Here is a 21,729-nt window from a genome sequence, read left to right as displayed (position 1 = left end):
TAACAAAAAATAAACGCAATCATGTTTAAGACTTTCGTTTATATGATTATTTATATTAATGAAGCACTTTGATAAATTGATACTTACTTTATAAATAAAAAAAGCCCTTACGGGCTTTTTTATTACTGAATCTATTTATTTTATTTCGACACGTTGCGAACGCATCACAACATCATCGTTTAACTCAATACCAATACCGGGTTCTTCGGATACTTGGAAAAAGCCATTTTTAGGTTGCGGGTCTTGAATACATAACTCACGATTCCACTTTTTAATCGCGTAAGTGTGATGCTCATGAATTAAGAAGTTAGGAATGGCTGTTTCTAAATGCAACGATGCCGCTGTTGCAACTGGACCGCCACATACATGCGCTTGAATACGCACATCAAAAATATCAGCGTAATCACAGACCTTTTTCGTCTCGGTGAAACCGCCACATAAACCAAGATCTGGCTGAAGCACATCAATGCTTTGATCTTCAAGATAAGGACGTACACCCCAACGATTATACAAGCGCTCGCCACCGGCTATGGGCACTGCAACTTTATCAGCGACTTTGGCATGCAATGAATGGTTTAGGTAGTTCACTGGCTCTTCATAATACATACAATCGAATTCTTCGGCGATTTCACCAATTTGAATTGCAGATGTTGCCCCTGGCAAACTATGACATTCAAAAATAATATCAACTTCATCACCCACTGCTTCACGAATAGCCTGCATACGCGCGCGGTATAACTTCATTTCACCTCGAGAAATAATATTAGTGCGGTCATAATAAGTATTGCCGTGCTTATCGTATTGGATAGGGTCAACTTTCACTGCATCGTAACCTTCAGCAATCGCTTTTAATGCCGCTTCTGCATATTCTTCTGGATGAATAAGTGCTTTAAACTCGCTGTCCCAGTCAAACTGTAATTGCGATGCGTAAGTACGAAGTTTGTCGTTAACTTTACCCCCTAGCAATTGATAAACAGGTAAACCTAATGCTTTTCCTTTGATGTCCCACAGTGCAGTATCAATCGCACTCATCGCAGCGTAGACCACTGGTCCTCCGCCTAATCCCCAAAAGCTCTCGCGTAGCATTCGTGACCATAGCTTTTCAGTTTGAAACGGATCATGGCCTATTAAAAAAGCGTCAGCCATTTCTTTGATCATCGCAGCGGCTGCACTGTGACCTAAGTCATAAGCAAGCCCGGCTTCACCAACGCCACTAATACCTTCATCTGTATGAATACGTACAAACACAGGTGTCCAAGCAGGTCTGTCTGGACAATGAATATCGAACACTTCGACGCGATTAACTTTCATGGTTACTCCTTACTGAGCAAAACTAGGATCAAGGCGATAAGCCTTACGCAGCATCGCAGGCCACGCTAATTGGCCTCCAGTACTGCCGCTATGCACGACATTCGCTTGATTATAAATATTATCGATAATAGGTTGAGGCACCGGAATAGCTGTTTGACCACTGGCTTGAATCGACAATTGAATTTCACAGGCGCGCTGTAAATCATAGAAGCGCATAAATGCATCCCCCACCGTTGGGCCCACCGTTAAACCGCCATGATTTACTAAAAGCATATGATTTGTAGTGCCTAAATCATCTTGTAAGCGTTTTTTTTCATCCTTGTTCACGGCTAAGCCTTCATAGCCATGGTATGACAGTGACGGCAATGAAAACATCGAGTATTGGCTTAACGGTTGTAAACCTTTTTCTTGCGTTGCTACCGCAATAGTCTCTTTGGTATGAAGGTGGATAACACAATGCGCATCATCGCGTACTTCGTGAATAGCACTGTGAATAGTGAAACCTGCAGGGTTAATTTTAAACGGTGTATCGTCGAGAATATTCCCTTCTAAATCAACCTTCACTAAGTTTGACGCGGTTACTTCATCAAAGCTTAAACCAAATGCATTGACCAAATACTGATTTGTACCCGGTAAGCGTGCAGATAAATGGGTATAAATTAAATCACCCCAACGAAAATGCTCGACCAAACGATAGCATGCAGCCAAATCTACGCGAAGCTGCCATTCTTGTTCAGATACTTTATTTTTTAAATCGAGTTTTGGTAAGTCAAACATGGAAAACCTTGTATATGCGACAAGCATAAATAGATGTATAGAAGTCTAAATTACTATTAACCGATGATCAATAGCTGATACAAAAAGGCCACATCAATTGATGTGGCCTTTTTTATTAAATGTAGCGGATTATTTAACTTGTGATAAATAATCTGCAATTGCTGCCATTTCTTCTTCAGATACGTTCGCAACCATTGCTTTCATCGCAGAAGCCATACCGTTATTACGTGCACCAGACTTAATGTCTTTCATTTGTGCAAGTAAGTATTCTTTATTTTGGCCATTTAGCTTAGGGTATAGCGGCATAATGGGTGCTTTACCTTCTGCACCGTGGCACGTTTGGCAAAGTTTTGCTGTGTATAGCGTCGCGCCATCAGCAGCCATTGTATTGAAAGATAGGCTTGCAGCCATTGCAAGGCCAGCCCCACATAGAATTTTAGTTATCTTGCTCATTTGTATCTTCTCTTTTTAACGGGTTAGAAAACATTTTCTTTAGTGTAGACCATGATTTAACAATATTGCACCCAAATTGCCCCCGAAAAATTGTTACAGCAACCTAAATGCTATGCAGTTATGCGGGTTACCATATTAAATCATCAGGCACTTCAAAATCAGCATAGGGATCGTCTTCATCCTTTTGCTTATCTTCAGGTTCGACATGGAACACTATATATTCTTCGCTAACTTCAGCGACTTTTCGAGCTGGTTCATCTTCCAGAACAAAAAATTGGCCTTCTAAAACACAAATCGCTAAGCGACCACCCGCTAACGCTTTTTGTGTTTTTTCATTTACGTCGAGCTCTTTCACTTTATTTTCATAAGTGAAGTTAAAAGTGCGATCGCCACGGATCTCATCCTGATTATTATGCTCTAAAATTTGCTTAACGCGAGCAACTTGCTCACGTTGTTTTTGCTCTTCCAAACGCGCTTTATTTAGTTCATCTGCTTTTTTCTGCTGCTCGAGCTTGGTTTGCTCAATGTGCTTTTGCAAATCACTTGGGTTACTGGTAGCCCCTTTCTTTTTTTTCTTTTGCTGCTTACGTTTTTCAGTTTTAGCTACTTTCGCTTGGTGCGAGGTAGTGAGCCCAGCTTTAAGTAGCTGATCTTGTAATGAACCCATCACTAAATTCCAATAATTAAAATGCGTATAAGGGCTATTTTAATCAGCTATGCAAACAAATAACAGTACTGAACCCATTTGAATCTTTGCTATTTATATTATTACACGCAGATTAACACGCGATGAAATCATGACACTTTGATTTAACGCAATATTTCTTACTTTAATCATTATGATACTTGTAAAATTACTCGCACTCTATAAGCTAATACTTTTTCTTCACGGAGCTAAAAATGCAGCTGCGACATTTGTTACTTTGCTCTGTATTTATTTTCTTTGTTTTATACGCACCCCAGCCCCTACTTGGATTATTTGCTCGCCATTTTTCTGTGTCGCCAGCCGCCGCCGGCAGTTTAATGACAGCCACAATGCTCCCGCTAGCAATCGCTCCATTAGTGTATGGGTTATTTTTAGCAAAGCGTAACCCGCTGGTTATTTTAAAAATCGCTATGGTTATACTGGCTATTAGCTGCGTTATTTTTACCTTTGCGCCGAGCTTTAACGTGTTACTTTTGATACGTTTTATTCAAGGTATTACGCTGCCAGCCGCACTCACCGCGATGACCAGTTATATTGGTGTCACTTACCAAGCCGACCTACTACAGCGTAATATGACCTTGTATATTGGTAGTACGATTGTTGGTGGTTATTTTGGTCGTATGTTAGCGGCCTTATTTACTGATTTTTTAAGCTGGCAAAGCTTTTACTATGTGATAGCGATTGGCTTAGTCTGTCTTGCCTTCGCTATCCCTAAACCCCAAAAAACAACCGCAATTCATACCCCACAATCACCCCTTTTATATTTAAAGCAATTAAAAAGCCCATTAGTTTTGAAGCTCTATGGGGCGGTTTTTTGTATGTTCTTTTGCTTTGCAGCGCTGTTAAATTATTTGCCCTTTATTCTGCAAGATAGCTTTGCCATTACTAACACGCGCGAAATCGGACTTGTTTATACTGGCTACTTAGTCGGTGCACTTGCGTCAATAGCCACACCTTGGTTACTGAGAAAGTCTTCATCTCCTTGGCGCTTGCTCACTGGGGTATTTTTATTTTATAGCCTCACAATGTTGCTGTTGATGAGTCAACAGCTGCTGTTATTTGTCATCGCATTTACAGGTTTTTGTGGCGCTATGTTTGTGATTCATTCAAGTGCCGCACCATTGGTTAATAAAATTAGCACTGCCCCTGCCAGTGTGACGAATGGCGGCTATGTATCGTTTTATTACAGTGGTGGTGCACTTGGTTCACTGTTACCGGGGCTGATATACCAGCAACATGGTCAAGTTGCCTTTATGGCAGTACTGCTGCTGGTATGTTTAATAGGGCTCGCGTTGGTTTATTTAGCAGGAAGGAATACGACTCGAGGCTGATGCCCTGTACTGGCAAAGAAGCGTTCTAAGTCGTCTTTTTTCATTAACCAAGTCGCGGTGTTCTCAAACGGGTGGCAATGAAAAAGCGCGTTAAACCAGATTTCTTGATCAAGCCACAACGTGACATTATTTTGTTTGTCGTTTAAAAGTGCCAGCATAGATACACAGCCAGGCGGCACTTTTAAATAACGTGCAAGCCGCTCATCTGAGGCAAAACCTATCCGCGAAAGTCCTTGCTGCTTTGCAATCGCTTTTAAATCAAGCTGTTTGTCGTGGGCTGTTATCACCAAAAAATGACGTTTACCTTCGTTATCACGCAGAAATAAGTTTTTCAGTCGCGTACCAGGCCTATCAACCATAAACGTATCAGCATCGAGGCTGCCATGTAATGGTGGGTGTTCTATTTCTTCGTATTCAATAGCGAGCTGAGCAAGTGCCGCTGCCAGCTTGGTTTTATCGGCATACATTTACAAACAACGTCCTCGTAATTGCACACTCAAATCACGCCATAATACTTCGTCAATTACATGTTTGTCGTCGCAATACGAACGCTCTTTGAGTTCTTCATTTAATAATTCAACAGCTTGATCTTCTAACAGTAATTTTAAGTTGCTCGACTCTTCAAAGTACTCTTGCTCGGCAAAGTCTTTAAATTGTCGACGCGTCATCGGCTTATCTAAATTAATAGGCTTTCGGCCTTGCGCTTTTACTGACACAACATAAGCAAAAATTTTATTTCCCTGCTCATCATTTTTTCCATAAAACTGTTTGTTATTAATTTCAAAAGGAGGGGCGTCCCCTTGGCTTGCGCAACCAGCTAATAAAACAACCAAAAGCGATGCTATTTTTTTCATTATTGGATAAGCCTTGAACAGTAGATGCGACCTAGTCTATCAAAAATAAAAGCGGAGGGTAAAAATTCGATCATTTTTTAAAAAACACTTGACCGCGAATGTAAAAATAATTAAAGTTCACCCCGCTTAGGACGTAAGACTTAAGCATCCTGTATTTAGGAATGTGGGGCTATAGCTCAGCTGGGAGAGCGCCTGCCTTGCACGCAGGAGGTCAGCAGTTCGATCCTGCTTAGCTCCACCACCTTCCTACTTTTCTTAGGCACTCTGCCAAATTTAATATCAAACTTATCTAAAAAAATTATCTAGTTTATCCGTTATTTTTTGCCGTCTTAACTTTATTCACATAAAAAAAAAGCCGAGCAGAGCCCGGCATTTTCATGTTTTATTTTGTGTAAATAATTACTCGCGAATTTGACCTTCGCCGTTCACTAGGTATTTTTCTGTCGTGAGTGACTCTAAGCCCATTGGGCCATAAGCATGCAGCTTGGTTGTTGCAATACCAATCTCTGCACCTAAACCTAATTGCGAGCCATCAGAAAAACGAGACGATGCATTAACCATAACCACTGAAGCATCTACACTACGTTGGAATAACTGCGCAGCAGCTTGGTCTTTTGTACAGATCACTTCTGTGTGGTTAGAACCGAATTTAGCAATGTGGTCAATCGCACCCGCGAAATCAGGAACAACTTTAATCGCGATTTCTAAATCGAGGTACTCTTCACCAAACTCATCGTCGGCCAGTACAGTCGCGTTGTCAAAATACGCTGCGGCTTTTGCGTCTGCATTCACTTTTACGCCTTCTTGACGCAGTACCACTGCACATAAGTTTAAAAACTCATCAGCGATATCTTGGTGAACGACTAAACCTTCAAGTGCATTACACACGCCTGTACGCTGCGTTTTACCGTTAAGTAATAGATTAATAGCCACATTTAAGTCGGCGTCTTTATCTACATAAAGATGACATACGCCTTTAAAATGCTGAATAACAGGAATCGTACTATTTTCTGTTACAAAGTTAATTAGGCCTTCACCACCGCGTGGAATGATTAAATCAATGGTGTCACGTTGCTGCATCAGCTCCATGAGTAAACCGCGGTCTGGGTCTGGAATCACCGAAATTAACGCTGTTGGCAGGCCATGCTTTTCTAATACTTTGTGCATCACACTGGCAATCGCTTGCGAGCTTTTAAGCGCTTCTTTACCACCGCGTAATATGACACCGTTACCTGATTTGAAACACAATGCACCCGCATCCGCTGTTACATTAGGACGCGCTTCGTAAATCATACACACCACACCTAAAGGCACACGCATTTTACTGATCTTAATGCCATTCGGGCGCTCAGTAATTTCACGTAGTTGACCCACAGGATCGTCAAGGCTAACAATTACCTCAATCCCTTCAGCCATGGCTTCGATACGCTCATCATTTAACGTTAAGCGATCAATCATTGCCCCAGGGAGATTATTATCACGCGCCGCAGCTAAATCGCTTTCATTTTCTTTGATAATGAACGCTTTACTTTCACGAAGTGCCTGTGCCATCTCAGTTAAAACCTGATTTTTAGTGGCTGTATCCAGTAAGGCTAGCTGGGTAGCAGCGTGTGCTGCTTGGCTCGAAATATCCGTAATTAAACTCATGACTTCTCCAATAATGCGATATCTTTCTCTGATACAACGGGGCCAATTGAATCCTGCATTTTCTCGCTAAATTCACTTTGCTCGTTGTCAGCTATAAAACTTAATAAACAGCTACTGTAATTCGCTGTTGCTTTTGCTAGACGCGTACCATCGTCACTGCGTACTAAAATAGTATCGCCTACGCCAAATTCTCCGTGTACCGCAAGAATTTCATCACTGCGAATACACCCATTTTCTCGGTTTGATGATTCATTAATTGAACCTTCAACCACAACTTCACCTTGCTCATTGGCAGTGTGAGTCATCCAATGCACCGCTTCTTGCATTGGTTTTTCGTATGGGGTGAAAATAGTGCCTGGATTATCACCTGCTAATAAACGGTTAAATGTTTCTTCTTTAAACCCGTTTAAAATATAGGTGGTGATACCATGTGAAGTCGCTTTTTCTGCTGCTTCTATTTTCGTTTTCATACCGCCAGTACCTACAGCACTGGTTGCACACCCAGCCATAGCATAAATTGATTCATCAATGCTTTCGATTTCAGGTAATAAGACAGCGTCCTCATGTAAATTAGGGTTCTTGTCATATAAACCATCGACATCTGAGAAAATCATCAAGGCATCTGCATCTGCCGCAGCCGCAACCATGGCTGATAAGTTATCGTTATCACCTACTTTTAAATCGTCGGTTGTTACCGTGTCATTTTCATTAATGATGGGCAATACACCGTGCTCAAGTAAAGTAAATACTGTTTCTCTAATACTTGTATAGCGTTCACGGTCTCGCAAATCACCATGCGTTAATAAAATTTGCGCCGATGGGAAATCAAAAAAGCGATCCCACATGGCCATCATTTCTGTTTGGCCAGCCGCTGCCATTGCCTTTTTCATCGTCACAGAGCGTTGCTCTTGCTCTGGGAATAAATGCGAACCAGCAGCCACCGAACCTGACGATACTAAAATAACTTCGATACCTTGCGCTCGACAACGAACGATGAACTGTGCAATGGTCAGTAAATAACGAGAACGACACCCATCTTGATCGGGTGCGATTAAGGCGCTACCAACTTTTAGTACTATACGTTGCCATTTAAACTTTTGCATAACTGTTCAACTTTCCATTTTACTATCTGTTCAGTGTCAAAATGCCACTGATTAAAAGACTCACGTTTAGCCGAGCTAAACGCACTGATCATAATTAATCTGTCAAACCACTTATCTGAGCACACAGCTAAGCCACGCAAGTAATGCGATTAGATATAGCACAACTTTTATTCAGTCAGTAGACCAAACGGTTATAAACCATAAGTTGTTATAAAAAGATAAGTGTTGTTTATGTATCGCTGTAAAAAGCTGTGTGCGGCTTTTATTAATAACAACATACATAGAGCCTATACAGTCTGGTACACCAACAGATAGGGTGTAGACTGTATGACCGAGATTTAGCTGCCACGATGGGAACTAAACATTGACCAGACAATGAACTTATATTCTATTCAACACGTAATAAATACACACTGAATAGGACCAAGCTCATTTCTATTTAATTAGAAAACAAAGTGTAAAATACACACTTAGCTCGCCAAACAATTGATTAAATAGAGCTTGAGCTCTAAGTAGAAAGGGTTTTCGTTACCAATCATTTAGATATCAAATTGTTTGAACACGAAATATAATACGGTAAACATAGGGGTAAGATCAAGTCTGAAAAGCAATCATACCTTTTATACTTACCATAACCTTGAAAAATAGAGCCAAAATAACAAACAGTTAAGACCTAGCATTTATCACTTAATGATTTTTTATCAACTTTTAAAGATTTTGTTGTCGAAAGCAGCCCAAAAAGTAGTAATAACGACTAAAATCGTATGTGAAGCAACAAGTTTGCTTGTGTCTATGACGGTGAGTAGGCTTTAATAGGTAAGCAATTTTATTTAAAAGTTAACGACTGTTTATCGTTTTCAAACGCGATTACCTATCTCGTTGGTGTTTTTAAATAGTAGTAACTAAAGGATACTTTATTCTATGTCAGCAATTTATATAGCAGGGATCGCCTTGTGCTCTGTGTTAGCACAGTGGATAGCCTGGGCGTTTCGTGTACCCGCTATTTTATTTTTACTACTAACGGGTTTATTACTTGGCCCATTTAGCGGCATTTTAAACCCCGATGCCTTACTCGGCGACTTGCTTTTCCCTGTCGTGTCATTGAGTGTTGCAGTGATCCTTTTTGAAGGCTCCTTAACGCTTCATTTTCGAGAGTTAAAAGGCATAGGCAAAGTTGTTCGAAACCTATGCTCCATCGGTATGATCACCACCTGTTTAATTATAAGCCTCAGTGCCTATTGGATTTTAGAACTAAACTGGCGTGTTGCAGCAGTTCTGGGGGCAGTATTAGTGGTTACCGGCCCTACGGTTATTGCCCCTTTATTAAACTCAATGCGGCCTACGCAAGATATCGACCGTATATTACGCTGGGAAGGTATTGTTATTGACCCCATTGGTGCCTTGTTTGCAGTGCTGGTATTTGAAGCCGTTATGCTTGTTGGTCAGGGCGAAGTACTCAGCCACACGATCATTGCTTTATTCAAGACCTTAGGCGTTGGTTTAACAATCGGTGTCGTCGCTGGCTGGTTAACAACCCTACTTATTCGCCGAGAGTGGTTACCGTTCGAATTACATAAGTTTGGCATACTAGCCTTAGTGCTCATTAGTTTCACGGTTTCTAACCACTTAAGCCATGAATCAGGACTACTTGCTGTTACCGTCTTTGGTATATGGCTTGCTAATCAGGACGACTTAGAAATAGACTCTGTGCTTGAATTTAAAGAAGACCTGTCGATGATTCTCATTTCATCCCTGTTCATCTTACTGGCTGCACGTTTACAGCTTTCCGACTTAATGATGCTGCACAGCGACGTGTTTATCTTTTTAGCCATTGTTTTATTTGTGGCGCGCCCTGCGTGTATCGCAATTTCGACGTTTAAAAGTGATTTACCCTTAAAATCTCGTCTCGTCTTATCGTGGATAGCCCCACGCGGTATTGTCGCGGCAGCAGTAGGCTCTGTGTTTGCCCTAAGCATGGTCGAAGCCGGTATCGCGGATGCAGAAAAAATAGTGCCGCTTATCTTCACAGTCATTATCGTCACTGTGGTTTTACAGAGTTTAACGGCAACGCCTTTAGCTAAATTATTAAAAGTACGTCAGCCGTCACCTAATACGATTCTTATCATAGGTGCAAACCATGTTGCACGTGCTATCGCCTGTGGTTTAAAAGAACAAAACATTCCTGTTCATTTATCTGACCCCGCGTGGGAAAACTGTCGCATGGCGCGCATGGATGGTTTACCCTGTTATTACGGTAACCCGCAATCAGAACATGCTGAGCGTTACTTACCCCTAACCACAATTAGAAACGTGTTGGCCCTGTCGCCAAACCGTCATCATAATGCCTTGGGCGTACAGTATTTTTCTCACCTATTGGATGAAAAAAATGTATTTTCACTGCGCTCATCAACCAACCACGCTAAAGCGAATAAAGACAGTGCGACGTTCTTATCACGACAAATTTTATTTGGTGATAACGGGGCCTATGCTCGTTTAAGTAGCTTAATCGCGAAAGGGGGTAAAGTGAGTGCAACGCGTATTTCTGACGAGTTTAGCTGGGAGCAGTACCAAGAAGTCAACAGTGAAGCAATTCCATTGTTTATTCTAAATGGTGAAAAAGATGATGACGATGATTCACCTATACGTCTTCGCCCTTTCACCACCCACATGGAAAAAACACCTCAAGTTGGTGAACGAGTCGTGGCACTACAGCCTCCTAAACTTTCTGTTTTAAAAGATCCGAATAACGGTAAAAATAAAGAGAAAAAAGAAGACTAATAATAACGATAAGGCCAGCATTTGCTGGCCTTTGTTTATTCAGGTAGACGGGCGCGGGCGACAACGCTGTCGGGCATTTTTTCAGCCAATTTAGCCAGTAACTGTTCTACTTTTTTATGTTGTGCTTTGTCAGCCACCATTGAGTGAAATAACCAACGGTAGGCGTCTTCATAGTCACGAGGACTGCCATAGCCTTGATTGAATAGGTTAACCAAGCGAATTTGTGCTTTAAGGTTTCCCTGTGCCGACGCTTCTCTGAGGTAGGTGACCGCCATGGCTTTATCTTTCTGCACTAACTGGCCGACATCATAGTAACGGCCAAGCTGCTCGAGTGCCGCTGCAAAACCTTGCTGTGCGGCTTGGCGCATGTAATAAACACCCAGCTCAACATTGCGGTCTACACACACCGCATACGCTAACATATCACCATACAGGAATTGATACGATGGCAACGCCATTTTATTGGCTCGCGCTTCAATATCTTGTACTAGCTGGCAATCATCAGCCTTTACCCGCGCCAAATGTGCATTTTTATTAATTAAGCCAATTAACTCGCTCTCAGTATACAAAGGGACTGCTGTAATAGGCTCTTCAGCCATGGCTAGGCTTGAAAAGAGGAATGTTAAAGGCAATAAAACACGCATCAAAATCACTTAATGAAAATCTGTCTTAGTAAATAATATACAATTTTCATTCCAGAATAAATTTTAGGCACAAAAAAAGCTGCCGAAGCAGCTTTTTTTAAACATATCGTGATTATGCAAACGGGTTGCGTAATACCATTGTTTCAACACGGTCTGGACCTGTTGAGATGATATCAACTGGCACGCCAGTGATTTCTTCGATACGTTTGATGTAGTCAATCGCTGCTTTTGGCAGCTCTTCAACTGAAGTAACACCAACTGTGTTTTCAGACCAACCAGGCATCTCTTCGTATACTGGTGTTACTTTCTCGTAACCTTCAGCAGCTAATGGTGTAACGTTCGTTACTGTGCCATCTTCTAACTGGTAACCAGTACAGATTTTCAGTGTTTCTAAACCGTCTAGTACGTCTAGTTTAGTTAAACAGAAACCTGAGATGCTGTTGATTTGTACTGCACGGCGCATAGCCACTGCATCTAACCAACCTGTACGACGTAAACGACCCGTTGTTGCACCAAACTCATGGCCTTTCTCACCTAAGTGCTTACCTACTGGGTCTTGTTTATCTAGACCGTCGTAAAGCTCGGTAGGGAATGGACCTGAACCTACACGTGTTGTGTAAGCTTTGATGATACCTAATACGTAATCAAGGTGTAATGGACCAAAGCCCGCACCGGTAGCTACACCACCTGCAGTAGTGTTAGACGATGTTACGTATGGGTATGTACCGTGGTCGATATCAAGTAACGTACCTTGCGCACCTTCAAATAAGATGTTGTCGCCCGCTAAACGTGTTTGATCAAGAAGCTCAGTAACATCAACAACCATTGCTTTTAAGATATCAGCGATTGCCATTGCATCGTCAAATGTCTTTTGGAAGTCCACTGGCTCTACTTTGTAGTAATGCTCTAACGTGAAGTTATGGTATTCCAATACTTCTTTAAGCTTACTAGCAAACTGTTCAGGGTTAAATAAGTCACCAACACGTATACCACGACGTGCTACTTTGTCTTCATAAGCTGGACCGATACCACGACCTGTCGTACCGATTGGCTTATCGCCACGTGCTTTTTCACGGGCTAAATCTAATGCAATGTGGAAAGGTAAAATTAGCGGACATGCTTCGCTGATTAATAAGCGTTCACGTACTGGTACGCCACGCTCTTCTAGCATGCCGATTTCTTTCATTAATGCTTCTGGTGATAAAACAACACCATTACCGATCACACACTTAACATTGTCACGTAATACACCCGATGGAATAAGGTGTAAAACCGTCTTTTCACCGTTGATCACCAAAGTATGGCCTGCGTTATGACCACCTTGATAACGAACTACTAAAGATGCTTTGTCTGTAAGGAGGTCAACTACCTTACCCTTACCTTCGTCACCCCATTGGGTGCCTAGTACAACAACGTTTTTACCCATTGCAAATTCACTTAGAAAAAATTAGGACGAGATTTTACCAGAAAACGAGGTGAAAGATCACCCCGTTTAGCTTATTTTTTCTGCGGCTGAATTTTTATCATCTTATTTAATAGCACAATTACAGGCAGAACAGAGGTTTATAAAAACAGACAGTCTATATTTTAAGCAATCTCAGAAACAAAAAAGCCCCGCAAAATAGGCGGGGCTTTTAGCAGCGACAGTAAATTACTGTGCTTTAGAACCTTTCATGTAATTAAAGAAATCGCTATCCGGTGATAGAACCATCACGTCTTGCTTATCTTTAAAGGTATTTTTGTATGCTTCTAAGCTACGAACAAAGCTAAAGAATTCAGCATCTTTACTGTATGCGTTCGCGTAGATAGCTGCGGCATTCGCATCACCCTCACCGCGCACAGTACGTGCATTTCGCTCTGCATCAGCAAGCATAACGGTGACTCGGCGATCGACTTCTGCACGAATTGTTTCCGCTTTTTCCTGACCTTCAGAACGGTGCTCTTTTGCCACTGCAGTACGTTCAGCACGCATACGTTGGAAAATAGAGCTACTCACTTCTTGTGGTAAGTTAATTTGCTTAACACGCACATCAAGTACTTCGATACCTAACTCTTGCGCACTTTCTGATGCTTGTACTAATGCTTCTTCCATCAGCTCACTTCGCTCACCAGAGACAATTTCTCTGATAGTGCGCGAACCGAAGTTAGTACGCAGTCCGTTATTAACTTTTTGCTTTAGGAGTGTTTCAGCGTATTGCTTATCACCACGAGCACGCAAGTAGAAAGCGCTAAAGTCGTTAATACGCCATTTTACGTACGAATCAACAATTAAGTCTTTCTTCTCGCTGGTTACAAAGCGGTCTGGTGCACCATCTAGCGTTTGAATACGTGCGTCTAAGCGACGTACTTGGCTAAAAAATGGGACTTTAAGGTGTAAACCAGGCCCATACACCACCGCGTTATCACTGTCGTCTTTTTGCACTTTGCTGAATAACAGCACAATTGCCTTTTCGCCTTCTTGCACAACAAATACTGCTGAGAACGACAATACAAGAGCAAGGGCGAGTATGACTAAACTAAAGTTTTTCATCTTGTTTATCTCCCCTCATTAAAACGGTCAGTAGCGAAACGATCACCGCTTGGATTAACAGTGCTGTTTCGTGATGTGTTTATCTTATTGCGAAGGTCCTTGATATCACTTGAGCTTGGAAGTGCAACTCGCGTTGCTGTGCCTTGCTTTTCCATGATTTTATCAAGTGGTAAATACAGCATGTTATTGCCACCTTTCACATCGACTAACACTTTAGAGCTGTTACCTAACACTTGTTCCATTGCATCAATATATAAACGCTGACGCGTGACTTCTTTTGCTGCTTGGTACTCAGGTAATAACTTTTCAAAACGTGCCACTTCACCCTGTGCCTCAAGGGTAATACGTTCGCGATACGCTTCTGCTTCTTGTGTCATACGTGTGACTTGACCACGTGCACGCGGTTCAATTTCACGGGCATATGCTTCGGCTTCACGAATAAAACGTTCTTCATCTTCTTGCGCTGCAATCGCATCATCAAAGGCATCTTTCACTTCGCCCGGCGGACGAGAGTCTTTAAAGTTCACATCGCTGACGATAATACCGAGGTTATAAGGCTCGATAATTTTGTTTAGTTCATCCCATGTTTGTTGACGAACTACCTCACGACCTGTTGTGAGTACTTGGTCCATTTTCACATGACCAATGACATAACGCAGTGCACTATCAAGTGCCTGTTGTAAGCTGTGATCAGCATCCGTTACACTAAACTTGTAAAGATGTGGGTCAATTACACGGTACTGAACTTCAAACTCAACATTAACTACGTTTTCATCTTCGGTGAGCATAAACCCTTTTGCTGATAATGAACGAACAGCTTCAATATCAACAGGAATAACACGTTCGATGAACGTCATCTTCCAACGTAAGCCAGGTTCAGCAATACGGTCAAATTGACCAAACTGTAGAACCACACCACGCTCGGCTTCTTTTACGGTGTAAATACCACTCAATGCCCATACGATGACGGCAATGATTAAAATGAAAGAAATGCCTGCGCCACCAAGTCCGCCGCCGTTGTTACCTGGTTTGTTACCACCAAATAAACCGCCAAACTTGCCGGAGAACTTACGCAGTACCTCGTCTAAATCAGGTGGGCCTTGATCTTTACCGCCTTTATTATTCCACGGATCTTTATCATTGCCATTATTACCCGGTTCATTCCAGGCCATAGCTATACTCCATTGTTATCTAAATGAATTAGGTTAAATCTATCAAATATACAGCATTTCTCATACTAAAAATGACAAATGCTGCTGATTTTTAGTTCGCCGCTACAAAAGAATCGAGGTCATGCCCCATTTCTTTTTTCAAACGATTCCATTCCGCCATAGGCAAACGGACTGACAAAAGCCAATTGCCTTGCTCATCAAATTGCTCTTCATGCACAGCATTTAAATTAAATAATGCGGCACGAATACGCCCATGTTGTGGCGGTAATTTAAGCTCATCGGCAAACATTTTTTTGGCAAGTAACTCATTAATTGCCTCAGACAACAACTCACAACCGACCCCCGTACGTGCCGAAAGCCAAACGCGAATAGGTTGCCCTTCGTCGTTTCTATCTATACGTGGCGCAACGTCATCTAGCGCATCAATTTTGTTATAAACCAATAATTGTGGTACATCGTCTGCCTCAATTTCTTTGAGTACCGATTGCACCTGCTCTATATTTTCTTTACGGCGGGGGTCTGCCACATCAATCACATGAAGCTGTAAATCGGCTTCACGCGTTTCTGTTAATGTTGCTTTAAAGGCAGCCACTAAATCATGTGGTAAGTGGCGAATAAAGCCCACCGTATCGGCCAAAATAACGGGGCCAATGTCTCCAATGTCCAACTTACGTAACGTTGGATCAAGTGTTGCAAACAGCTGATCCGCTGCATACACATCAGAATTTGTTATACGGTTAAAGAGTGTCGACTTACCCGCATTGGTATACCCAACTAATGACACCGTGGGGATTTCATTTCGAGTACGCGCACGTCGCCCCTGCTCACGCTGAACAGCGACTTTATCTAAACGGGCACGAATATTCTTAATTCTTGCACGCAGTAAGCGTCTATCTGTCTCGAGTTGAGTTTCACCCGGTCCTCGTAAACCAATCCCGCCTTTTTGTCTTTCAAGGTGGGTCCAACCACGAATCAAGCGAGTAGAAATATGGCGAAGCTGAGCCAACTCCACTTGAAGTTTACCTTCGTGGGTACGCGCTCGCTGCGCAAAAATATCCAAGATCAAACTCGTACGATCAAGTACACGACACTGGCAAACGCGCTCTAAATTGCGCTCCTGTGACGGGCTAAGTTGATGATTGAAAATGATGACATCTGCATTGTGGATTTTGACAGTTTCAGCGATTTCTTCTGCTTTTCCGGTCCCGACGAATAGTTTCGGATGTGGTGCTTGACGACTGCCTTGCACAATCGCCAAACTACTAACACCAGCAGAAGATACCAACAACTCTAATTCGTGAAGATCTTCGCGATCCCCCTCTTTAGGTAAGTCGATATGAACTAAAACTGCCTGTTCGCCGGCTTCATAACGGTCAAACAAGCATTACGCTCCTAAATTTAAAAGTTTCCAGCTTCTTGCTCTTCTGCATCATCACTTCCTTGTACACCTTGGAAGTTAACAGATCGCGCTGGAACAACGGTAGAAATAGCGTGTTTATACACCATTTGATTTACGGTGTTTTCTAGTAAAATAACAAATTGGTCAAATGACTGGATTTTACCCTGAAGTTTAATGCCATTAACCAAAAAGATTGATACTGGAATGCGCTCACGACGTAACGCATTCAAAAATGGGTCTTGTAACGACTGGCCTTTTGCCATGTTATTTTCCTTCGTTCTAGGTGTTATTATAATTAAGTAGCTGAACTCATTTAACAAAGCTAAATTTTTTCAACTACTACTAGCTTAGCGAACTTACTACACGTTGCAAGTTTTCTTCATCACCCGTGGTTAACCAAGTAACATTTGGCCAACCTCTTAACCAAGTTAGCTGTCGCTTGGCTAACTGCCGTGTGGCTGCAATACCACGAAAGACCATTTCATCATAGTCAGTTTCGCCTGCAATGTAATCCCACATTTGTCTATAACCTACGCAACGAATTGATGGCAGATCGGGGTGTAAATCCTTACGTTTATATAGGGATGAAACTTCATTTTCAAACCCCTGGTCGAGCATTATTTTAAACCTTTTCTCAATTCGCTGATGCAATTCACTGCGATCATCAGGTGCAATCGCAAATTGATGGAAAGTATAAGGTAACTCAGGCTGCTTTTGTTTTTGCAGCTCTGTCATTGTTTTACCTGTTATACGATACACTTCGAGCGCACGATTAATGCGTTGTGAATCATTTTCACTCATTTTGCTCGCAGCATCAGGATCAATTTTAATAAGCTCTTTGTGCAAATGCGGCCAACCAAACTGCTTTGCTTCTTTTTCAAGCTCAGCACGTACTTCGGGTGATGCCTCTGGTAGCGGTGATAAGCCATCAAGTAATGATTTAAAATACATCATTGTACCGCCAACCAGTACAGGTACTTTACCTTGCTGATGAAATAGATCAATCTTTTCAATTGCATCGCGACGAAAATCTGCGACTGAATAACTCTCTGCTGGATCAATAATATCAATCAAATGATGTGGCGCTCGCGCTAATTCATCAGCATCGGGCTTAGCCGTGCCAATATTCATATCTTTATATACAAGTGCGGAGTCAACACTGATAATTTCAGTGTTAAGGTGCTCGCACAATGCAATTGCCAGTTCGGTTTTCCCTGCAGCTGTTGGTCCCATTAAAAAAATGACGGGTAAGTTATTCAAGCCTGATTACCTTGCTTCGTTTAAAAACTGAGATAGTTCTATTTTAACTGCTTTTTCACGCAAACGTTGCATTGTTTGTGGATTATTTTCTAGTCGCGATATTTGTTCCAAAAAGACTTGGCTTGCAAAATACCGGGTCGGTATTTGGCTATCAAGCCAAATAAGCCAACCGTCTAATGTGCTATCAACACTCTGACAGGCACTAATAAGTCGTGCTATTGCATCACTCACATCTAATAAATACAAACAGGGCGGCAGTTTTTTCACCATCACAAAATGTTTTTCAATGACGAGGTCAAACCCTAATAACGTAAACCAAGATTGCTGCGCATTAAGCGCATTAACGTCATCATCACTCACATTAACACGCACAGGCAACAGCAATGCTTTGCCTTCAAGGTTTCCTGCTTGTTCAACCTGAGTGTGCCAGTCGAGGCTCAGTGCATGCTTAAAGTGAGCTGCAAATAACTGGTTATCTTCACAAAATACACACTGCCCCTCTTGCACATGGATAAGCTGGGTCAATGCGGGTTGTGTATCGATTACCGCTGCAACACTGGGCTCAGGGCTAACACGGTCAAAATGTGCCGCGTGTTGCTCGCTAATTCCTTGATAAAACGCATTAACATCGTGATGAGTCGTTTTAGTTCGGGGCTCACTTGGCGCACTGCCCCCTGCACGCGATGCCCCACCCGACGATGAATACGAAGGGTGACGCGTTGGCTGTAATGCCGACTTAGGGTAATCATACTGCTCAGAATAGCTTGTAGCAGGGCGACTCACTGGCAACGTACTTGATTGAGTGAAATTAAGCGGCGTGTCTGCAACAGAGTGCGTGTTATTAACACCTGACTCAAAATCGACGTCATGCTGAAGCGGCACGACCACTTGTTTAATCGCTTGTAGAATAAAATCATGAACCAAGCGCCCTTGGTGAAAACGCACTTCGTGTTTGGCCGGGTGCACGTTAACGTCAACTTGGCGCGGGTCAATATCAATATAAATAACGAAGCCTGGTAGCTCCTCAGACCCTGCGACCTCTTCAAAGGCCTGACGAATTGCATGCAGAATCAACTTATCGCGCATCATGCGATTATTTACATAGGTGTACTGCGTACTGTTGCTTGACCCTACAGGTAAAACCCAACCTCGCAGCATCAGCCCCGCTTCACCAGATTGAATATGTAAAGCGTGTTCGCTAAATGCTTTACCAGCGACTTGCGCAACACGGGTAATCGCATCCTCAGGGTTTGGTTTAGCACGGTACTGACGCACGACCTTGGCATTATGCGTTAACGTAATCGACACATCGAAGCGGCTTAAAGCGATTCGCTTAATGAGCTCATCAATATGCGAAAACTCGGTTTTTTCGGTGCGTAAAAATTTACGTCGTGCTGGGGTGTTAAAAAATAAGTCTTTCACCTCAATGGTAGTGCCATCGGGGTGGGCTGTTGGCTTGACTTGCACCGCCATATCACGGCCTTCAGCAAACGCTTGCCATGCAGCCTCTTGCTCTTTTGGCTTCGAGCTCAATGTCAAACGTGATACTGAGCTGATCGAGGCCAGCGCTTCACCACGAAAACCCAGCGAACAAATATTCTCCAGATCATCGAGTGACTTTAACTTACTGGTTGCGTGGCGAGATAGTGCCAATGTGAGCTCATCTTTATTAATACCTGAGCCATTATCTCGAATCCGAATAAGCTTATGACCACCACGTTCAATATCTATTTGGATTCGCGTCGCACCGGCATCCAAACTATTTTCAACCAGCTCTTTAACGACTGACGCGGGACGCTCAACCACTTCACCCGCTGCAATTTGGTTAGCCAGTCGCGCGGGTAATATTTCTATACTCATAGTGTTCCTAACACGCTAATTGACTAGCTTTGGGGAATATCAAGCTCTTGCCCGATAAACAAAGTGTTCGATTTTAGGTTATTTACCGTTTTAAGCTTGCTCACAGATGTGCCATAACGACTCGCCAACATGCTTAACGATTCACCCGGGCGTACCTTATGCTTGGTTGGGTATTGCGCTTTTAATTTAGCAAATAAAGAGTCATCAGGTGGATTTTGTAAATAATAGCTTTTAATTGATTTAAAGATTGCTTTAGCTAATCGCTCTTGGTGATTGGCTGTTTTTAGTAAACGTTCTTCACGCGGATTCGAGATAAACCCTGTTTCGACCAAAATAGAGGGAATATCTGGCGATTTAAGCACTGCAAGGCTTGCTGCTTGTGGTTCTTTTTTATGTAATTTAGCCACTTTTTTCAGCTCTCTAACCACCTCTTCAGCGACGTTAAAACCCGTTTTCATTGAGTGGTCCATCGACATATCAAGCAATGCTTGCGCTAAATACTTTTCACTAGCGGTGTCTTTTAACACCCCAGCTGCACCGCCTAAAAGCTCCGAATGCTTTTCTTTATCCTCAATCCATTTACCAATTTCTGAGTTTGCACGGCGCAGCGACAACACCCATACAGAGGCTCCATTAGGTTGCGGACTGGTGAAGGCGTCAGCATGAATAGACACAAAAAAGTCTGCTTTTTTCTCGCGCGCAATATTGGTACGCGTATTCAAGTTTACAAAATAATCACTGCGGCGGATCATACGTGAAATCATCCCGCGCTCAGCATCAATCATTCGCTCCAAGCGTTTAGCGATTTGCAACGTGATGTCTTTTTCATAGGTGCCTGATGGCCCTATTGAACCGGGATCTTCCCCACCGTGCCCTGCATCAATCGCAATCACAATATCACGCTCTTGATTAAGCTCGCGCTTTTTGACACTGCTATTCGTACTCGCTATCGGCTCCGCTTTTGGTGTTTTATCTACAAGGTCAACAACTAAACGATGCTTATAAGGGTCGGTAGGTAATAATGCAAATACCACGGGCTTCGTCGCTCGGGTTAATTCAAAGACAAAGCGCACACTTTTGCTGTCTTTTGGTTTCGAATAACGCAGCTTAGAAACTATTTGGTGTTTGTTTGGAATACTTGGCAGTGTATCTAACTTATCGGTGTCTTTGAGATCAATCACTAAACGCGATGGATTTTTCAGCATAAAGTAGCTGTAATCGGGTTTGTCGTTTAAATCAAACACAACCCGAGTACTGTCTGGAGAGGGCCACACACGCACGCTATTAATGGAATTTTGTGCCAGCGCAACGTCACTAACAATCAAAAGCATCCAAAAAATTAATAGTTTAAATGTACAACGACCCATTTTTGATAACACACCTTTTATTGTTATTTATTTTATTATTGCGCGCTCTTTAATTGTCTAACTATAGACTGACCACGCTCAGTTAAACTCTTTATTTCAATAGCACGTGCCTCACCTTCATAGCGTAACGTGACATCTAAATCGGGCGTAGGGATAAACTCGCCCCCTTTCTCGGGCCATTCAACCACACAAATTGCCTGTGGTGAAAAATAGTCACGAATTCCCATATACTCAAGTTCTTCAGGGTCACCTAAACGATATAAATCAAAGTGATAGACATCTGCTTTCGTTAATTGGTAAGGCTCTACTAATGTATACGTCGGACTCTTAACCTTACCTTGATGACCAAACCCTTGAACAATACCACGCGTTAAAGTCGTTTTGCCGGCTCCTAAGTCGCCGTGCAAATAAATTACCGCGCCTTGCTCCATTAACGCCGCAAGTTGCTTACCCATGTTTACCGTTGCAGCTTCATCAGCCAGTGGAAAACCAACACTGTCGGTCATTATTACCTCATGAAAAACTAAAAACACACTA

20 protein-coding genes and 1 tRNA gene are annotated in these 21,729 nt (G+C 42.4%); 3 read left to right on the top strand and 18 right to left on the bottom strand.

What is annotated here, in order from left to right; all coding sequences use genetic code 11:
- Positions 1 to 135: 135 nt before the first annotated feature.
- The 4 genes from ACSSVW_RS13515 to ACSSVW_RS13500 all read right to left on the bottom strand — a co-directional run bounded on the left by ACSSVW_RS13515 (position 136) and on the right by ACSSVW_RS13500 (position 3,208).
- Positions 136 to 1,311, bottom strand: a complete 1,176-nt coding sequence (locus ACSSVW_RS13515) for a mandelate racemase/muconate lactonizing enzyme family protein (protein WP_036973337.1) — start codon at positions 1,309 to 1,311, stop codon at positions 136 to 138.
- 9 nt (positions 1,312 to 1,320) lie between these two features.
- Positions 1,321 to 2,088: a class II aldolase/adducin family protein gene (locus tag ACSSVW_RS13510; protein ID WP_454179481.1), complete on the bottom strand. Its 768-nt coding sequence runs from the start codon at positions 2,086 to 2,088 to the stop codon at positions 1,321 to 1,323.
- A gap of 129 nt (positions 2,089 to 2,217) precedes the next feature.
- Positions 2,218 to 2,541 carry a c-type cytochrome gene (locus ACSSVW_RS13505; protein ID WP_036973339.1) on the bottom strand — a complete coding sequence of 108 codons (324 nt, stop codon included), beginning with the start codon at positions 2,539 to 2,541 and terminating at the stop codon, positions 2,218 to 2,220.
- A gap of 127 nt (positions 2,542 to 2,668) precedes the next feature.
- On the bottom strand, positions 2,669 to 3,208 hold the full coding sequence (locus ACSSVW_RS13500) for a DUF2058 domain-containing protein (RefSeq protein WP_036973340.1): 540 nt from the start codon (positions 3,206 to 3,208) through the stop codon (positions 2,669 to 2,671).
- A 233-nt stretch (positions 3,209 to 3,441) separates the two neighbouring features.
- Here ACSSVW_RS13500 and ACSSVW_RS13495 point away from each other — a divergent pair, with 233 nt between their 5' ends.
- A complete protein-coding gene (locus ACSSVW_RS13495; protein WP_036973341.1) occupies positions 3,442 to 4,578 on the top strand; it encodes an MFS transporter in 1,137 nt (378 codons plus the stop codon).
- On the opposite strand, the gene ACSSVW_RS13490 is transcribed toward ACSSVW_RS13495, so the two are convergent.
- Positions 4,545 to 5,045: a prolyl-tRNA synthetase associated domain-containing protein gene (locus ACSSVW_RS13490; RefSeq protein ID WP_036973342.1), complete on the bottom strand. Its 501-nt coding sequence runs from the start codon at positions 5,043 to 5,045 to the stop codon at positions 4,545 to 4,547. The two genes, ACSSVW_RS13495 and ACSSVW_RS13490, sit on opposite strands and share 34 nt — an antisense overlap.
- Positions 5,046 to 5,432 (bottom strand): hypothetical protein, encoded by a 387-nt coding sequence (locus tag ACSSVW_RS13485; RefSeq protein ID WP_036973343.1) that lies wholly within the window; start codon positions 5,430 to 5,432, stop codon positions 5,046 to 5,048.
- A gap of 165 nt (positions 5,433 to 5,597) precedes the next feature.
- Between ACSSVW_RS13485 and ACSSVW_RS13480 the strand changes: the two genes are divergently transcribed.
- Positions 5,598 to 5,673: transfer RNA gene (locus ACSSVW_RS13480), tRNA-Ala, on the top strand.
- A gap of 158 nt (positions 5,674 to 5,831) precedes the next feature.
- On the opposite strand, the gene ACSSVW_RS13475 is transcribed toward ACSSVW_RS13480, so the two are convergent.
- Both ACSSVW_RS13475 and proB read right to left on the bottom strand, forming a co-directional pair.
- Complete coding sequence (locus ACSSVW_RS13475) at positions 5,832 to 7,079, bottom strand: glutamate-5-semialdehyde dehydrogenase (protein WP_074989209.1); 1,248 nt, start codon at positions 7,077 to 7,079, stop codon at positions 5,832 to 5,834.
- Complete coding sequence (proB, locus tag ACSSVW_RS13470) at positions 7,076 to 8,182, bottom strand: glutamate 5-kinase (protein ID WP_036973345.1); 1,107 nt, start codon at positions 8,180 to 8,182, stop codon at positions 7,076 to 7,078. Before proB ends, ACSSVW_RS13475 begins: the two co-directional genes overlap by 4 nt.
- Positions 8,183 to 9,103: 921 nt before the next feature.
- Between proB and ACSSVW_RS13465 the strand changes: the two genes are divergently transcribed.
- Positions 9,104 to 10,960 carry a cation:proton antiporter gene (locus ACSSVW_RS13465; protein WP_036973346.1) on the top strand — a complete coding sequence of 619 codons (1,857 nt, stop codon included), beginning with the start codon at positions 9,104 to 9,106 and terminating at the stop codon, positions 10,958 to 10,960.
- Positions 10,961 to 10,995: 35 nt separating this feature from the next.
- Here ACSSVW_RS13465 and ACSSVW_RS13460 read toward each other — a convergent pair whose 3' ends face one another.
- From ACSSVW_RS13460 to tsaE, 10 genes are all read right to left on the bottom strand, one after another.
- Complete coding sequence (locus ACSSVW_RS13460; RefSeq protein ID WP_036973347.1) at positions 10,996 to 11,604, bottom strand: tetratricopeptide repeat protein; 609 nt, start codon at positions 11,602 to 11,604, stop codon at positions 10,996 to 10,998.
- Between the two features lie 112 nt (positions 11,605 to 11,716).
- A complete protein-coding gene (locus tag ACSSVW_RS13455) occupies positions 11,717 to 13,030 on the bottom strand; it encodes an adenylosuccinate synthase (RefSeq protein ID WP_036973348.1) in 1,314 nt (437 codons plus the stop codon).
- Between the two features lie 225 nt (positions 13,031 to 13,255).
- The gene (gene hflC, locus ACSSVW_RS13450) at positions 13,256 to 14,134 is read right to left on the bottom strand and encodes a protease modulator HflC (protein ID WP_036973349.1); all 879 of its coding nucleotides are present in this window, start codon (positions 14,132 to 14,134) and stop codon (positions 13,256 to 13,258) included.
- 5 nt (positions 14,135 to 14,139) lie between these two features.
- Positions 14,140 to 15,306, bottom strand: coding sequence for an FtsH protease activity modulator HflK (hflK, locus tag ACSSVW_RS13445; RefSeq protein ID WP_036973350.1), 1,167 nt, complete (start codon positions 15,304 to 15,306; stop codon positions 14,140 to 14,142).
- A 91-nt stretch (positions 15,307 to 15,397) separates the two neighbouring features.
- The gene (gene hflX, locus ACSSVW_RS13440; protein ID WP_036973351.1) at positions 15,398 to 16,687 is read right to left on the bottom strand and encodes a ribosome rescue GTPase HflX; all 1,290 of its coding nucleotides are present in this window, start codon (positions 16,685 to 16,687) and stop codon (positions 15,398 to 15,400) included.
- 17 nt (positions 16,688 to 16,704) lie between these two features.
- Positions 16,705 to 16,968 (bottom strand): RNA chaperone Hfq, encoded by a 264-nt coding sequence (hfq, locus tag ACSSVW_RS13435; RefSeq protein ID WP_036973352.1) that lies wholly within the window; start codon positions 16,966 to 16,968, stop codon positions 16,705 to 16,707.
- A 79-nt stretch (positions 16,969 to 17,047) separates the two neighbouring features.
- Positions 17,048 to 17,965 (bottom strand): tRNA (adenosine(37)-N6)-dimethylallyltransferase MiaA, encoded by a 918-nt coding sequence (gene miaA, locus ACSSVW_RS13430; protein ID WP_036973353.1) that lies wholly within the window; start codon positions 17,963 to 17,965, stop codon positions 17,048 to 17,050.
- 6 nt (positions 17,966 to 17,971) lie between these two features.
- Positions 17,972 to 19,825 carry a DNA mismatch repair endonuclease MutL gene (mutL, locus tag ACSSVW_RS13425; protein WP_454179480.1) on the bottom strand — a complete coding sequence of 618 codons (1,854 nt, stop codon included), beginning with the start codon at positions 19,823 to 19,825 and terminating at the stop codon, positions 17,972 to 17,974.
- A gap of 23 nt (positions 19,826 to 19,848) precedes the next feature.
- Entirely contained in the window at positions 19,849 to 21,192 is a 1,344-nt protein-coding gene (locus ACSSVW_RS13420; protein ID WP_065979395.1) for an N-acetylmuramoyl-L-alanine amidase, read from the bottom strand.
- Positions 21,193 to 21,227: 35 nt separating this feature from the next.
- Complete coding sequence (gene tsaE / locus ACSSVW_RS13415) at positions 21,228 to 21,698, bottom strand: tRNA (adenosine(37)-N6)-threonylcarbamoyltransferase complex ATPase subunit type 1 TsaE (protein WP_036973356.1); 471 nt, start codon at positions 21,696 to 21,698, stop codon at positions 21,228 to 21,230.
- Between the last annotated feature and the right edge of the window lie 31 nt (positions 21,699 to 21,729).

The organism is Pseudoalteromonas sp. MBR-15 (genome assembly GCF_053628915.1).
This window is presented reverse-complemented; position numbering and strand designations above follow the sequence as displayed.

Coding starts and splice junctions, on each gene's coding strand:
- ACSSVW_RS13510 (WP_454179481.1), bottom strand. CDS start 2,088: ATGTTTGACTTACCAAAACTCGATTTAAAAAATAAAGTATCTGAACAA.
- proB (WP_036973345.1), bottom strand. CDS start 8,182: ATGCAAAAGTTTAAATGGCAACGTATAGTACTAAAAGTTGGTAGCGCC.
- tsaE (WP_036973356.1), bottom strand. CDS start 21,698: ATGACCGACAGTGTTGGTTTTCCACTGGCTGATGAAGCTGCAACGGTA.
- ACSSVW_RS13420 (WP_065979395.1), bottom strand. CDS start 21,192: ATGGGTCGTTGTACATTTAAACTATTAATTTTTTGGATGCTTTTGATT.
- ACSSVW_RS13495 (WP_036973341.1), top strand. CDS start 3,442: ATGCAGCTGCGACATTTGTTACTTTGCTCTGTATTTATTTTCTTTGTT.
- hflK (WP_036973350.1), bottom strand. CDS start 15,306: ATGGCCTGGAATGAACCGGGTAATAATGGCAATGATAAAGATCCGTGG.
- ACSSVW_RS13500 (WP_036973340.1), bottom strand. CDS start 3,208: ATGGGTTCATTACAAGATCAGCTACTTAAAGCTGGGCTCACTACCTCG.
- hfq (WP_036973352.1), bottom strand. CDS start 16,968: ATGGCAAAAGGCCAGTCGTTACAAGACCCATTTTTGAATGCGTTACGT.
- ACSSVW_RS13465 (WP_036973346.1), top strand. CDS start 9,104: ATGTCAGCAATTTATATAGCAGGGATCGCCTTGTGCTCTGTGTTAGCA.
- mutL (WP_454179480.1), bottom strand. CDS start 19,825: ATGAGTATAGAAATATTACCCGCGCGACTGGCTAACCAAATTGCAGCG.
- ACSSVW_RS13485 (WP_036973343.1), bottom strand. CDS start 5,432: ATGAAAAAAATAGCATCGCTTTTGGTTGTTTTATTAGCTGGTTGCGCA.
- ACSSVW_RS13460 (WP_036973347.1), bottom strand. CDS start 11,604: ATGCGTGTTTTATTGCCTTTAACATTCCTCTTTTCAAGCCTAGCCATG.
- ACSSVW_RS13515 (WP_036973337.1), bottom strand. CDS start 1,311: ATGAAAGTTAATCGCGTCGAAGTGTTCGATATTCATTGTCCAGACAGA.
- ACSSVW_RS13490 (WP_036973342.1), bottom strand. CDS start 5,045: ATGTATGCCGATAAAACCAAGCTGGCAGCGGCACTTGCTCAGCTCGCT.
- hflC (WP_036973349.1), bottom strand. CDS start 14,134: ATGAAAAACTTTAGTTTAGTCATACTCGCCCTTGCTCTTGTATTGTCG.
- ACSSVW_RS13455 (WP_036973348.1), bottom strand. CDS start 13,030: ATGGGTAAAAACGTTGTTGTACTAGGCACCCAATGGGGTGACGAAGGT.
- ACSSVW_RS13505 (WP_036973339.1), bottom strand. CDS start 2,541: ATGAGCAAGATAACTAAAATTCTATGTGGGGCTGGCCTTGCAATGGCT.
- ACSSVW_RS13475 (WP_074989209.1), bottom strand. CDS start 7,079: ATGAGTTTAATTACGGATATTTCGAGCCAAGCAGCACACGCTGCTACC.